We start from the raw sequence: 13,716 nt of genomic DNA, 5'->3' as shown, positions 1-13,716 counted from the left end.
CCGCCGACGCTCAGTGGCGACGCAGCATCCGGTAGGTGGCGATCCCACCGGTGCCCAGCGCGGCGAGGAACACCAGCCAGACGACGGTGCTGCTGACCCCGACCTGGGGACCGGCGTTCGCTCCGGCGGCGGCCAGCAGGCCGTCCTTGCCGGGGGCGGGCAGCGCCGCAGGCGGCAGTTCCGGCCAGCGGACCAGCCCGGTGCTCTCCAGCATCTGCATGTGGTGCATCACGAAGCCGTTGGCGTCGTCGCAGAGCTTGCGCACTGTCGCATCCCGGGTGCTGGCCCGCACCGCGCCGATCACCGGGAAGATCTTGCCGTGGGCGACCCGCAGCCGGGTCACGAAGATCTGGTCGAACCGGGCGCCGGAGGCGTTCTGCATCTCCGCCAGCCAGCCCTTCTGCTCGGCCGTCGGTTCGGAGGGAATGGTCGCGCCGAGCTTGTTGGCCGCCGCCACGACGAGCTCGTCGAGCTTCTGGTGCTCGTTGGCGATGCCGGCACCGATCTCCCGGACCTTCGCCGACTGTCCCTTCTCGGCGGCCATCTGACCGGCCGGCATCTCCCACAGCCCAGCCAGCCGCACACCGTTGAGCAGGGTCATGTCGGCGGCGTTGAGCTGCTGACCGGCGGGGGCGGCGACAGCCACGCCGGGCAGGACGCCGACCCCGGCGATGATCGCGATGAGCAGCATCGCCGTCCGGTGGGTCCGGTTGCCCAGCCAGCGACGGGCGGATCTGAGCGGTGCCATGTCTGCGGTGCCTCCTCGGTCCGGACCGAAACGCGTCGGACCGGGCAGCCGTACGTGCCGGCTGCCCGCCCGCCCACTGATACGGACTGATCGTGCGATCAGTTCACCCGGCGGCGACGCGGATCAGCGGGTGACGGCGAGGAATCCGCCGAGCAGCAGCAGCGTGAGCGCGGCGACGGCGAAGAGCACCAGCAGCTCCCGGCGGGCGTGCCCCACGCCTGTCGCCGCGGTTGCCTGGTCGTCGGGCAGGGCCGGCAGGTCACGCGTCAGCGCGGCCAGGTCACCGAGGGTACGGGCCGTCCACACCGCAGCGACGCGCTCGGAGAACTCGTCGAGGGTGAGCCGGCCGGCGGTGGTGTGCCGGTGCAGATCGGCGACCACCCGGTGACGGTCGTCGTCGGAGGCGCGCAGCTCGACATCCACGCCGGACAGGGTACGCGGGTCAGCCCACGTCGAGGGGGTCGGCGAGGAGCCGTTCGAAGGCCAGTTCGGCGGCGCCGATCAGGGGCGCGTCCCCACCCAGTTGGGGGGTACGCAGCCGGACGTGTTCCAGGCAGGCGCCGAGCGCGTTGGAGTTGAGCCGGCTGCGGATCTGGGCGGCGGCGGCCAGGTAGAGGTCGCGCATGGTGCCGCCGAAGATGACCATCTCCGGGTTGAAGACGTTCACCAGGTTGGCCACCCCGAAACCGAGCCAGTCACCGGCCTGACGCACCGCCGTCTGGGCTCGGGCGTCACCCCGGTCGGCGGCGTCGAAGACGGCAAGCAGCGCGTCGCGTCCCCGCGCGTCGGAGCGCCCCGCCGCGCGGAGCAGTCCGTGCTCGCCGATCTCGGTCTCCCAGCAGCCCCGTGCGCCGCACTCGCAGGGCAAACCGTCGCGGACCACCTTCATGTGGCCGACCTCGCCGCCGTACCCGCCGTGCCCGGTGAGCCGGCGGCCACCGGCGATGATGCCGGCACCGACACCGACATCGCCGTACAGGTAGATGACGTTGTCGCAGCCGGCGGCCACCCCTCGGGCGTGTTCGGCGAAAGCGGCCATGTCGGCCACGTTGCCGACCGTGACCGGCACGTCGAGGCCGAGTTCGGCGCCGAGGGCCGCGCCGATCGGTTCGTCCACCCAGCCGGTGGTGGGGCCGAGCCGGACCAGTCCGTCCTCGCGGCGGACCATGCCGCAGACCGCGACGCCCGCGCCCACACAGATCGCGTCGGCGGGCACCGCCTGCTGCATCTCCTTGACCGCGCCGGCCAGCAGCGGCGCGGCCTCGGCGGCCACCAGGCCACGGGGCCGGTCCAGATCCCGGCGGTCCAGCACCGCGCCGCCCAGGCCGACCCGGGCCGCGCGCAGCCGGTCCACCTCGACGGAGTACGCGTACGCGTACACCCGGGCCGACTCGGGCCGGACGACAAGTGACGGCCGTCCGGCCCGCCCGGTCTCCTTCGGTGTTCCCTCGCTGACCAGGCCGACGCCGGCCAGGTCGGCGGTGAGCGCGCCGATGGTGCTCCGGTTCAGCCCCAGGGTGGTGGTGAGTTCCGCGCGGGTGGTCGCCCCGTGGACGTGCACGTGCCGCAGCAGGGCCCCGAGGTTCTGCCGCCGGACCTCCTCCTGGCTGGGTGCCGGGCGCATGGTGGTGCTACCTCCCGCGGTCAGCGGGTGCCGGTTGCTGCCGCGCGGCGGCGGGACAGGGCGTCGACGCTGGCGGCGAGCAGCAGTACGACGCCGGTGACCACGTACTTGACTCCCGCGCTGTACCCCATGAGGCCCATTCCGTTTTCGATGACCGCGACCACCGCGCCGCCGAGCACGGCGTCGAGGACGCGGCCCTTTCCTCCGAAGAGGCTGGTGCCGCCGATGACGGCCGCGCCGACCGCGTAGAGCAGTACGTTACTGCCCCCCGTGTTCGGGTCGACCGAGTTGGCCCGGCTGGCCGCCACGATGCCGCCGACGGCGGCCATGGACGAGCAGATCATGAAGACCGAGATCCGGATCCTGTCGACTCCGATGCCGGCCCGGCGGGCGGCCTCCCGGTTGCCGCCCACGGCGTAGATGTGCCGGCCGTAGCTGGTGCGTTGGAGCACGAAGGTCCAGATGACCAGCAGCACCGCGATGATCGGTACCACGATCGGCACGCCCTTGAGCGAGCTGATCAGGACGTTGCGGCTGCGTTCCAGGTTGAGGACGTACACGGCCGTGCCGAGGATGACGGCGAGCCCGATGATCCGGAGCGCGACCACGGCGATCGGGTCGGAGATGAGACCGCGGGCTACCCGCTTGCGGTGGCGCAGCAGTTGCACCGCCGCGTAGCCGACGACCGCGAGGGCGACGAGCGTCCAGCCCAGGGCGGGGCTGAGGTTGCGGTTGGAGATGGCGACAAGCACGTCGTCGCGGACGGAGATGTTGGTGCCCTCCTTCACCAGCAGCAGCACGATGCCCTGGAAGGCGAGGAAGCCGGCGAGGGTGACCACGAAGGACGGAATGCCGATCTTCGCGACGAGCAGTCCGAGGGTGGTGCCGATGACCAGGCCGGTGGCGATCGCGGCGAGCACGGCGACCCACCAGGGGTACCCGAGCACGGTGACCACATTGGCCAGTACCGCGGCGCAGACGCCGCTGGCGAAGCCGGCGGAGAGGTCGATCTCGCCGAGCAGCAGTACGAAGACCAGGCCCATCGCGATGAGCGTGACCGCCGCGCCCTGGGTGAAGAGGTTGGCGAAGTTGCCTGCCGACAGGAACGACGACGGCCGCATGACCGCGAAGACGGTGCAGAGCACGATCAGACCGAGCACGGCCGGTAGCGCGCCGACGTCGCCGCCGCGTACCCGGCTCAGGTAGGTGCGGGCATGGCTTCCGACTGTCGGTGGCGGTGTGACGGCCGCCGGGCCGTCCTTGCGCACGGCGGTGGTGGTCATCGGAGGCCTCCTGGGATCGAGTCGGCCGGCTGCGTGCCGTCGCCGTTGCTGCCAGTCTCGGTCGTGAGGCCGAGCGCGCCCGAGCGCCCGGCGGTGATCAGCTCGACCACCTGGGCGTGGGTGATGTCGGTGGTCTTCACCTGGGCGACCATCTGGCCGAGGTACAGGGCGGCGATCCGGTCGGAGACGGCGAAGACGTCGTTCATGTTGTGCGAGATGAGCACCACTGCCAGACCGTTGTCGGCGAGGCGGCGGACCAGTTCGAGCACCTGCGCGGTCTGTGCCACGCCGAGCGCCGCGGTCGGCTCGTCGAGGATGACCAGCTTGCTGTTCCACAGCACCGCCTTGGCGATGGCCACGGTCTGGCGCTGGCCGCCGGAGAGGCTGGACACGTGCTGGCGCAGCGAGGTGACGGTACGGATGGAGAGCCCGGCCAGCGTCTCGGCGGCGAGTTGTTCCATTGTGGGCTCGTCGAGGACGATGCCGCTGCGCTTCTCCCGACCGAGGAACATGTTCTGCACGATGTCCAGGTTGTCGCAGAGCGCGAGGTCCTGGTAGACGACCTCGATGCCGAGCGTGGCGGCGTCGCGAGGGCTGCCGATGTGCACCTGTTCACCGTTGAACAGGAACTCGCCGGCGTCGGTGGGGTGGATGCCGCTGATGCACTTCACCAGGGTCGACTTGCCGGCGCCGTTGTCGCCGACCAGTGCGGTCACTTCACCCGGGTGCACGGTCAGGGCGACGTCGCGGAGCACCTGGACGGGACCGAAGCTCTTGTCGATCCCGCGGAGCTCCAGCAGGGGGGTCGCGGACACGAGGTTCTCCTTCTTAAGGGAGTGTCGGGGCCCGTCCGGCGGGCGCCGCCCGGCACGGGAGGGATCCTCCCGTGCCGGGCGGCGATGGTCGTCCCGGCGGGTACTGCGGCGTCGGTCAGCTGATGCCGGCGTCGGCGCAGGCCTTGGCGAACGCTGCGGTGCAGACCTCTTCCTTGGTCACGTAGCCGTCGGCGATGACGTCCTTGATGTTGTCCTTGTAGATGGCCTTCGGGGTGAGCAGCACCGAGGGGACGTCGCGGCCGCCCTCGGGGTCCTTCACCGTCTGGCCGGTGTCCTTCCGCTCGCCCTTGGCCAGGGCGATGGCCAGGTCGGAGGCGGCCTTCGCCTCTTCCCGCACGGCCTTGTAGACGGTCATGCACTGGTCGCCGGCGAGGATGTTCTGCAGGCCCTCGGTGCTGGCGTCCTGCCCGGTCACCGGCACCTTGCCGTTGAGGTTGTTCTTCTTCAGGATCGAGATGGCCGCGTTGCCGAGGCCGTCGTTGGCGGCCAGCACGCCGTCGATCTTGCCCTTGGCCGTGGTGAGCTGCTGCTCGAAGATCGTCGTGGCCTGCGCGTTGTCCCACGCGGGCACGGAGTCCTCGGGGCCCTTGGTGTATTCCTTGCTCTCGAACTTCGGCTTGAGCACCGAGTCGTAGCCGGCCTTGAACAGGGTGGCGTTGTTGTCGGTGGGGGAGCCGTTCAGGTACGCCACGACCGGGTTCTTGACGCCCTTGTCGGTCAGGCACTTCGACAGACCCTCGCCCTGGAGCTTGCCGACGGTCTCGTTGTCGAAGCTGACGTAGTACTGGGCCGAGCCGCCCAGCGTGAGGCGGTCGTAGTCGATGGTGGCGACGCCCTGCGACTTGGCCTTGTCGAGCACGGCCTTGCCGGTGCCGGAGTCCAGGTTGACGATCATGAGAGCGGTGACGCCGCTGGTGATCATCTGGTCGGCGATGGTCTGGAAGGCGGTCTTGTCGTTCTGGGCGTTCTGGATGTCGTACTGCACACCGGCGGACTTGAACGCCTCCTCCAGGAAGCGTCGGTCCGCGGTCTCCCAGCGGGCGGAGGACTTGCTGTCCGGAAGGATCACGCCGATCTTGGGGGTCTTGGCGGAGCCGCCCGATTCGGGGCTGGAGTCGTCGTTGCAAGCAGTCAGGCCGCCGGTCGCGAGCAGGCCCACGGCGGCGATGGTGAGGATCCCCTTACGCATGTGCAGGGTCCTTTCGGAGGTGGGGGAGGTGTTGTTTTGTTGTGTCCGGCAACGTATTTCGCGTCACACCTCGTCCACAAGACCGCGTAGGTGCCAAGTTTGTTGGGAGCGATAACAATTCAGCAACGCAACTGTTACTCCCCGAACATCCCACGGAAGGCCGATGTAACGGCAGCGGTCAGCGGGCCTGCAACGGCGCGGTACGGGCGTCGGTCAGCGCCACCAGATCGGCCGTCGACAGTTCGAGTTGAAGACCGCGCCGGCCTGCGGAGACGTAGATCGTCGGCAGGTCCAGTGCGGAGTCGTCGAGCACAGTGGGCAGTCGCCGCCGCTGCCCGAGCGGGCTGATCCCGCCCCGTACATAGCCGGTGGCCCGCTCGGCGACCGTCCGGTCGGCCAGCGCCGCGCGCTTGCCGCCGACCGCCGCGGCGAGCGCCTTGAGGTCCAGCTCGCCGGTGACCGGAACGACCGCCACGGTGAGCGCGCCGTCCACGTCTGTCACCAGCGACTTGAACACCCGCTCGGGGGCCACGTCGAGCGCCGCCGCCACCAGCGCGCCGTAGTTCGGTGCGTCAGGGGCCACCCGGTAGGGGTGGGTGCGGTGCGTGATCCCACGCTTGACCAGTAGTGCCGTTGCCGGAGTGCCAGGTCCCGCCACACTCCGAACCTAATCGACAGGTCGGCCGATCAGCACCGTCGGTGCCCCGGCGATCCGGGTGAGCACCAGACTCGCCGCCTGGTCGCCGGCCAGCCGCAGGTCCCGCCGCAGCTGCTCCGGGGTGAGCGCCGAACCCCGCTTGAGGATCTCCACCCGGCCCACCCGGCGATCCCGCAGCAGTGCGCGCAGTCGCTTGAGCGAGAACGGCAGCACGTCCGTGATCTCCAGGCAGCGGGCGTACGGGGTGCGGATCGGGTGGTCGGCGTAGAGGTAGGCGATGCTCGGGTCGGCCAGGGTGGCGTCCAGCTCGCCGGCCAGCTCGGCGACGAGGTGCGCGCGGACCACCGCCGGGTCCGGGTCGTACAGGTAGCGGCGCGGCGGCCCGACCGGCGCCTCGGTGGCGCCCGAGCCGGTGAGCTGGTGACGGCGGATCTCGTCACCCTCCCGACGGTACAGGGTGGCGCGGCGCTGCACCTCGGCCAGTTCACCGCACCAGAGCGCGGCCTCGACCAGGTCGCCGTCCACGCCTACCCACTCCGCCTCCGCGCCGGCGGGGATGAGCGTGTGGTCCAGGCCCGGAGCCACCTTCACCACGGTGCGCGGCACCCGCCCGGCCAGTCCGGTGACGAAGTCCCACGGCGGCGAGTAGGCGCGCGGGTCGAAGATCCGACGGCCGGTCCCGGTGGTGCGCCGGGCCGGGTCGCAGAAGACGCCGTCGACCCGGGAGACGTCGAACGCTGTGGCGTCGCCGCACTCGACTGTGAACAGGTCGGCCAGTCCGGCCGCCTCGGCGTTTGCGGCGGCCATCGCGGCGGTCACCGGGTCGGCCTCCACTCCGTACACCCGGATGCCGGCGCGGGCGGCGGCAAGCGCGTCCGCGCCGAGGCCGCAGCCGAGGTCGGCCAGGGCGTGGACGCCGCCGGCGGCCAGCCGGGCGGCCCGGCGGTCGGCGACCACCAGGCGGGTGGCCTGCTCCAGCCCGGCGCGGGTGAGGAACATCCCCGCGGCGGCGGTACCGAACTTGCCGACCGCCCGGTGGCGCAGCTCGGCCTGGGTGAGCGCCGTCGCGGCCAGCGCCGGAGGCACCCCGGCCGCGCGCAGCGCCGACGCCGCAGCCAGCGGGTCGCCGCCGGCCAGCCTGGCCGCCGCCGTGAGCGCGGCCGACCCCTCGGGGGTACGCAGCGCCGCCAGCTGGTCGAGATCCACCTCGACATTCTCCCGGTCGAGGGGAAAATCCGGGCTGGCGGGGCGCGACTCGCTGGCACTCTCCTTGACGGAGTGCTAGCCACGGAATAACCTGCGATTAGCACTCTCACCCTGAGGGTGCCAGCTTCCGGGTCTCGCGACCCGGGTGCGCACGCCAGGCGGACCGGCACCCGCGACGACGGCCCCGCCCGGTGGCATGAGGCAGATTGACGCTGGTCAGCCCCGCTGGCCAGCAACGAAACCAGTACCCCAGGAGGGTATGCCCGTGACTACCGCGACCAAGGTTGCGATCAAGCCGCTCGAGGACCGCATCGTGGTCCAGGCGAACGAGGCTGAGACCACCACGGCGTCGGGCATCGTGATCCCCGACACCGCCAAGGAGAAGCCGCAGGAGGGCACCGTCCTCGCTGTGGGCCCGGGGCGCGTCGACGACAACGGCAACCGGGTTCCGGTTGACGTCCAGGTCGGCGACACCGTCCTCTACTCGAAGTACGGCGGCACCGAGGTCAAGTACGCCGGCGAGGAGTACCTGGTGCTCTCCGCCCGCGACGTCCTCGCGGTCATCGAGAAGTAAGCAACCGATCAGTGCCACTGCCCCGGTCCGGCTCGCCGGGCCGGGGCAATGGCGCTTCGAAGGGACATTCATGGCGAAGATCCTGAGCTTCTCGGACGACGCCCGGCACCTGCTGGAGCACGGTGTCAACGCCCTCGCGGACGCGGTCAAGGTCACCCTCGGCCCGCGCGGGCGCAACGTCGTCCTGGACAAGAAATTCGGTGCGCCGACGATCACCAACGATGGTGTGACCATCGCCAAGGAGATCGAGCTCACCAACCCCTACGAGAACCTCGGTGCGCAGCTGGTCAAGGAGGTGGCGACCAAGACCAACGACGTCGCCGGCGACGGCACCACCACCGCCACCGTGCTGGCCCAGGCGATGGTTCGCGAGGGTCTGCGCAACGTGACCGCCGGGACCAACCCGGCCGGCCTCAAGCGGGGCATCGACGCGGCGGCCGCCAAGGTCTCCGAGGCGCTGCTCGGCCGGGCCGTGGAGGTCGCCGACAAGGACTCGATCTCGAACGTGGCGACGATCTCCGCGCAGGACGCCACCATCGGCGACCTGATCGCCGAGGCGATGGAGCGGGTCGGCCGAGACGGTGTCATCACCGTCGAGGAGGGCTCGATGCTCACCACCGAACTGGACGTGACCGAGGGTCTCCAGTTCGACAAGGGCTTCATCTCGCCGAACTTCGTCACCGACCTGGAGGGTCAGGAGTCCGTCCTGGAGGACGCGTACATCCTGGTCACCACCCAGAAGATCTCGGCGATCGAGGAGCTGCTGCCGCTGCTGGAGAAGGTCCTGCAGAACAGCAAGCCGCTGCTGATCATCGCCGAGGACGTGGACGGCCAGGCGCTGTCCACCCTGGTGGTCAACTCGCTGCGCAAGACCCTCAAGGTCTGCGCGGTCAAGGCGCCGGGCTTCGGTGACCGCCGCAAGGCCATGCTCCAGGACATCGCGATCTCCACGGGCGCCGAGCTGGTCGCCCCGGAGCTGGGCTACAAGCTCGACCAGGTCGGCCTGGAGGTGCTCGGCACCGCCCGGCGCGTCGTGGTCGACAAGGAGAACACCACGATCGTCGACGGCGGCGGCCAGAAGGCCGACGTCGCCGACCGGGTGGCCCAGATCCGCAAGGAGATCGAGGCCTCCGACTCCGACTGGGACCGGGAGAAGCTGGCCGAGCGGCTGGCGAAACTCTCCGGCGGCATCGCCGTGATCAAGGTGGGTGCGGCGACCGAGGTCGAGATGAAGGAGCGCAAGCACCGCATCGAGGACGCCATCGCGGCGACCAAGGCCGCGGTCGAGGAGGGCACCGTGCCCGGCGGCGGCGCCGCCCTGGTGCAGATCCTCCCGGTGCTCGACGACGACCTGGGCTTCACCGGTGACGAGAAGGTCGGTGTCTCGATCGTGCGCAAGTCGCTCGTCGAGCCGCTGCGCTGGATCGCGCAGAACGCCGGTCACGACGGCTACGTCGTGACCCAGAAGGTCGCCGACATGCAGTGGGGCAACGGCCTCGACGCCGCCACCGGCGAGTACGTCGACCTGGTCAAGGCCGGCATCATCGACCCGGTGAAGGTGACCCGCAACGCGGTCACCAACGCCGCCTCGATCGCCGGCCTGCTGCTCACCACGGAGAGCCTCGTGGTGGAGAAGCCGGAGCAGGCCGAACCGGCCGCCGCCGGCGGGCACGGCCACGGTCACGGCCACCAGCACGGCCCGGGCTTCTGACCCGGTAGCGACACCCGTCCCGGGGCACACCGTCGTAAGACGGTGTGCCCCGGCTCGTCGTACGAGGTCATTACCGAGCGCTGACGTGGTTGGCGACGCGGCGGAATGATCGCGCACACTGGGCCGATGAGCACCACGTCACGGCGGTACGCCGCGCTGGCCGGAGTGACCGCTGCCGCCGTCGCGATCGGGATCGCCGAGCCGGTGGCGGTGCTGACCGGCCCCCGGTCGGCGCCGCTCGTCGCGGTCGGCGGGGTGGTCGTCGACGCCGTCCCCGAGTCGGTGAAGCAGTTCGCCATCGACCTCTTCGGCACCGCCGACAAGATCGCCCTGCTGGTCGGTACGGCGGTGCTGCTCGGCGCGTTCGCCGCGCTGTTCGGGATGCTTGCGGTACGCCGGTTGGCTCTCGGCCTGGCCGGGATCGCGGCGTTCGCCGCCGTCGGCGTGGCCGCCGCGGTGACCCGTCCCGGCGCGGACGTCTTCGACGCGCTGCCGTCGCTTGTCGGCGGTGGTCTGGGTGCCGTGGTGCTCTGGCTGTTCATCGCCGGCCCGCTGGAGCTGAACCCCTGGCCCTGGTCCCCGCCGGCACCGACCACGTCGCAGGCGCCGGTGTCGCCGGCCGGCCCGGCGACGTCCGACGACCTGCCGGTGCCGGTGACTCCGGCCGCGCCTCCGGAGCCGGACGTGTCGAGCGGGCGGGCGCCGGGCGAGGTAGCCGACCCGGAGTCGCGTCGGCGGTTCCTCACCGGCGCCGGGGTGCTTCTCGGCACCGCCACGGTGGCCGGTCTCGGCGGTCGTTGGCTGGCCGGGCGGCGCGGCGTGTCGGCCGCCCGGGACGCGATCCGGCTGCCCGCTCCGGTCGCCCCCGCACCTGCCGTTCCGGCGGGCGCGGACCTCTCGCTGGCCCAGCTCGCGCCGTACGTCACCCCGAACTTCGGGTTCTACCGGATCGACAACGCCCTGGTGGTGCCGCAGGTGGACCCGGACACCTGGCGGTTGCGGATCCACGGGCGGGTCCGTACCGAGCGCACCTACAGCTACGCCGACCTGCTGGCCCGGCCGCTGGTCGAGCGGTACGTCACGCTGGCCTGCGTCTCCAACGAGGTGGGTGGGGACCTGATCGGAAACGCCCGCTGGCTCGGCGTACCCCTGCGGGAGCTGCTCGACGAGGCCGGCCCGGAGGACGACGCCGACCAGGTCGTCGGCCGGTCGGTCGACGGCTGGACCTGCGGCACTCCCACGGCCGCCCTGCGCGACGGCCGGGACGCCCTGCTGGCGATCGGCATGAACGGCGAGCCGCTGCCGGTCGAGCACGGCTTCCCGGTCCGGATGGTGGTGCCCGGCCTCTACGGCTACGTGTCGGCCTGCAAGTGGGTCACCGAGCTGGAGCTGACCCGGTTCGCCGACTTCGACGCGTACTGGGTGCCGCGGGGCTGGTCCGTCGAGGGGCCGATCAAGACCCAGTCGCGGATCGACGCTCCCCGCGCGCGCAACCGGCTGACCACCGGCCCGGTCACCGTGGCCGGGGTGGCGTGGGCGCAGCACCGGGGCATCCGCCGGGTCGAGGTACGCGTCGACGGCGGGCCCTGGCAGGAGGCGGAACTGGCCCCGACGGTGTCGGTGGACACCTGGGTGCAGTGGTCGTGGCGCTGGGACGCCACGCCGGGCGAGCACCGCCTCCAGGTCCGGGCGACCGACGCGACTGGTGAGACGCAGACCGAGCGGAGGCAGGGCGTCGTCCCGGACGGCGCCACCGGCTGGCACACGGTCACGGTCACGGTTCGCTGACCCCCACGTCCCGGCTGGGAGGGGACGCGAAACCGCGCCCCGAGAGCGGGGCGCGGTTTCGTGGGTGTTGGGTGTGTGCGGTCAGGCGACGTTGCGCTGGGCCGGGACCGTGGACTTGTGCGGGCGGCCGAGTCGGGCCTCCAGCCGGGCCACGTCCACCCGGGCCTGCCGGCGGTCGGCGAGGTCCTCCCAGCCGACGGCGAGCAGCCGCAGCCGCTCCGACTCGCTGAAGCCGCCCCACACGCCGTACGGCTCGCGCACCGACAGCGCGTGCGCGGCGCACTCGGCGCGGACCGGGCAGGCCCGGCAGACGGCCTTGGCGGAGGATTCGCGACGGAGTCGGGAGGAGCCTCGCTCACCGTCGGGGTGGAAGAACTGGGCGCTGTCGCGCCCTCGACAGGCACCGAGCCGCTGCCAGTCCCAGAGATCGACGATGGGTCCGGGCAGTCTACGTACGTTCGACATCAGCACCCCTCCTCCCGCGCGGCACCGCGAGGTCCTTGTGGCCGGCTTCCGGGCGGCGGGCCGCGCAGGCGCACCGTTCCCGGCCTGGACTTCCCGGTACCCGGGCCGCCACCGACTCACACGTGTGTGATCGAGAACGTCCCGGAACTTGCGGCTTTTGCCCTATCTGTCGGAAAAGTTCGAAGGATTGCCGGGAACCCCCTCCCCAGCCGACCTCGTCATGGTCTGCTCGTGGGCGGAGAGGAGACCACAGTGCGTACCGTTCTTGTGTGCGTTCGGACACCGCTCGCGGCCCAGCATCTGACATCTGCTGCCGCGCGGCTGGGGTTGTCCGCGATTGTCCGTACCGCCGTCTCCGATCCCGAGGTGATGCTGCGGCTCGCCGAGCGACCGGCCGACGTGGTGCTCGCCGACACGGCCCTCACCCGGCCGGACAGCGCGGGGTTCGTCCGCCGGGTGCTGGCCCGCGCGCCGCAGGCCGCGGTGGTGCTGCTCGGGACCGAGGAGTCGGAGGCCGCGGCGGCCACCATCAGCGCGGGCGCCCGGGGCCTGATCCAGAACGCCGACCACGATCTGACAAGCGCGGTGGCCAAGGCCCTGCTGCTGCTCACCGCCCCCGGTCGGGCGAACCGGCAACGGATCACCGACCCGGCCCGGGACACCGCGGCGGTCGGCGGCCCGGGCCGTTCCACGCCGTCGCTGCGTGGCTCCGGCGAGCCCGGCCGGCCCTCCACGGCGACCGGCGAAGGGTCGGCGGGTGTGCCGTCGGTACCCGTGCAGCGCGGTGACGACGAAGCCGAGCCGGCGAACGGCGAGACGCCGACCGAGCAGGCCGAGCCGGTCCGCCCCGCATCGGGCGCCCGCCCCGCGCGGGCGTCGATCGGGCTCACCGAACGGGAACTCCAGGTGCTGCTGGGGATGGCCGAGGGCAAGAGCAACGCGGAGATCGGCCGGGAGCTGTTCGTGTCGGAGGACACCGTCAAGACGCACGCGCGCAGGCTGTTCCGCAAGCTCGGTGCCCGGGACCGCGCGCACGCGGTGGCCGCCGGGTTCCGCGCCGGCCTGGTCGCCTGACACCGCCCGCGCCCGGAGCCGTCAGAGAGCGGCGACCATCCAGGGCCGCCGGAGAGCGGCGGCGGGGCTCAGTCCGTCGAGGTGGGGGTGGCCGACTCGTCCTCGGTGCCCTCGGTCAGGGTGTCGTGCACCCCGTCGGCGTACCCGCGGGCGTAGTCCCACGTCACGTAGTGGTCCGGATCCGGGTCGTACGCGGGCTCGTGCACGCGCGGCCGGCCCGAGTTGAGCAGGTGGCGCAGGTTGCCCCGCAGCAGGTCCCAGTCGAAGTAGTGCGGCTCCCGGCAGTCCTCGCATTCGATCACCAGCCCACGCACCCCGATCGGCGCCAGCAGGGCCTGGTAGATCTCCAGGTCGGCGAGGTCCTCCAGCACATCCTGCCGCTCGACGTCGGTGAGCGGATCCGGCGTCGCGTCGTCGCCCGGGTCGTCCAGCCCCGCAGTCGGGTCGGCCGGGTCGCCGTTGAACGGGTCGATGGGCTCGTCGTGCACCCCCTAACCGTAGACCCAACGCGGCGGGGACGTCCGCCCCCGGGCGCGCGACGGGCCGGCCCGCCACCGGAG

Annotated in this window: 14 protein-coding genes; 4 read left to right on the top strand and 10 right to left on the bottom strand. The window is 71.7% G+C overall.

Annotated elements, in window-relative coordinates:
* Window positions 1-10 precede the first annotated feature (10 nt).
* The 8 genes from ACZ6N8_RS21650 to ACZ6N8_RS21615 all read right to left on the bottom strand — a co-directional run bounded on the left by ACZ6N8_RS21650 (window position 11) and on the right by ACZ6N8_RS21615 (window position 7,544).
* Window positions 11-748 (bottom strand): DUF4142 domain-containing protein, encoded by a 738-nt coding sequence (locus ACZ6N8_RS21650; protein ID WP_466012262.1) that lies wholly within the window; start codon window positions 746-748, stop codon window positions 11-13.
* A gap of 123 nt (window positions 749-871) precedes the next feature.
* Window positions 872-1,171 carry a DUF1707 SHOCT-like domain-containing protein gene (locus ACZ6N8_RS21645; RefSeq protein WP_466012260.1) on the bottom strand — a complete coding sequence of 100 codons (300 nt, stop codon included), beginning with the start codon at window positions 1,169-1,171 and terminating at the stop codon, window positions 872-874.
* Window positions 1,172-1,190: 19 nt separating this feature from the next.
* Window positions 1,191-2,372: an ROK family protein gene (locus ACZ6N8_RS21640; RefSeq protein ID WP_466012258.1), complete on the bottom strand. Its 1,182-nt coding sequence runs from the start codon at window positions 2,370-2,372 to the stop codon at window positions 1,191-1,193.
* A 20-nt stretch (window positions 2,373-2,392) separates the two neighbouring features.
* The gene (locus ACZ6N8_RS21635) at window positions 2,393-3,655 is read right to left on the bottom strand and encodes a sugar ABC transporter permease (RefSeq protein WP_466012256.1); all 1,263 of its coding nucleotides are present in this window, start codon (window positions 3,653-3,655) and stop codon (window positions 2,393-2,395) included.
* Complete coding sequence (locus ACZ6N8_RS21630; protein ID WP_387115606.1) at window positions 3,652-4,470, bottom strand: ATP-binding cassette domain-containing protein; 819 nt, start codon at window positions 4,468-4,470, stop codon at window positions 3,652-3,654. Before ACZ6N8_RS21630 ends, ACZ6N8_RS21635 begins: the two co-directional genes overlap by 4 nt.
* Window positions 4,471-4,585: 115 nt before the next feature.
* The gene (locus ACZ6N8_RS21625; protein WP_466012254.1) at window positions 4,586-5,680 is read right to left on the bottom strand and encodes a sugar ABC transporter substrate-binding protein; all 1,095 of its coding nucleotides are present in this window, start codon (window positions 5,678-5,680) and stop codon (window positions 4,586-4,588) included.
* Between the two features lie 178 nt (window positions 5,681-5,858).
* Window positions 5,859-6,338 (bottom strand): Cys-tRNA(Pro) deacylase, encoded by a 480-nt coding sequence (gene ybaK, locus ACZ6N8_RS21620; RefSeq protein ID WP_466012252.1) that lies wholly within the window; start codon window positions 6,336-6,338, stop codon window positions 5,859-5,861.
* A 9-nt stretch (window positions 6,339-6,347) separates the two neighbouring features.
* Window positions 6,348-7,544 (bottom strand): THUMP-like domain-containing protein, encoded by a 1,197-nt coding sequence (locus tag ACZ6N8_RS21615; RefSeq protein ID WP_466012250.1) that lies wholly within the window; start codon window positions 7,542-7,544, stop codon window positions 6,348-6,350.
* A gap of 259 nt (window positions 7,545-7,803) precedes the next feature.
* Between ACZ6N8_RS21615 and groES the strand changes: the two genes are divergently transcribed.
* The 3 genes from groES (at window position 7,804) to ACZ6N8_RS21600 (ending at window position 11,617) form a co-directional block, all read left to right on the top strand.
* Window positions 7,804-8,118 carry a co-chaperone GroES gene (groES, locus tag ACZ6N8_RS21610; RefSeq protein WP_030330046.1) on the top strand — a complete coding sequence of 105 codons (315 nt, stop codon included), beginning with the start codon at window positions 7,804-7,806 and terminating at the stop codon, window positions 8,116-8,118.
* A 70-nt stretch (window positions 8,119-8,188) separates the two neighbouring features.
* Entirely contained in the window at window positions 8,189-9,829 is a 1,641-nt protein-coding gene (gene groL, locus ACZ6N8_RS21605) for a chaperonin GroEL (protein WP_364375427.1), read from the top strand.
* A gap of 126 nt (window positions 9,830-9,955) precedes the next feature.
* Window positions 9,956-11,617 (top strand): sulfite oxidase, encoded by a 1,662-nt coding sequence (locus tag ACZ6N8_RS21600; protein ID WP_466012248.1) that lies wholly within the window; start codon window positions 9,956-9,958, stop codon window positions 11,615-11,617.
* A gap of 81 nt (window positions 11,618-11,698) precedes the next feature.
* On the opposite strand, the gene ACZ6N8_RS21595 is transcribed toward ACZ6N8_RS21600, so the two are convergent.
* Entirely contained in the window at window positions 11,699-12,082 is a 384-nt protein-coding gene (locus ACZ6N8_RS21595) for a WhiB family transcriptional regulator (RefSeq protein WP_357993583.1), read from the bottom strand.
* A 252-nt stretch (window positions 12,083-12,334) separates the two neighbouring features.
* Between ACZ6N8_RS21595 and ACZ6N8_RS21590 the strand changes: the two genes are divergently transcribed.
* Complete coding sequence (locus ACZ6N8_RS21590; protein ID WP_466012246.1) at window positions 12,335-13,156, top strand: helix-turn-helix transcriptional regulator; 822 nt, start codon at window positions 12,335-12,337, stop codon at window positions 13,154-13,156.
* 68 nt (window positions 13,157-13,224) lie between these two features.
* On the opposite strand, the gene ACZ6N8_RS21585 is transcribed toward ACZ6N8_RS21590, so the two are convergent.
* Window positions 13,225-13,644 carry a DUF5319 domain-containing protein gene (locus tag ACZ6N8_RS21585; protein ID WP_466012245.1) on the bottom strand — a complete coding sequence of 140 codons (420 nt, stop codon included), beginning with the start codon at window positions 13,642-13,644 and terminating at the stop codon, window positions 13,225-13,227.
* Window positions 13,645-13,716: the final 72 nt, after the last annotated feature.

It is taken from the genome of Micromonospora sp. NPDC047521, from assembly GCF_055587305.1.
This window is presented reverse-complemented; position numbering and strand designations above follow the sequence as displayed.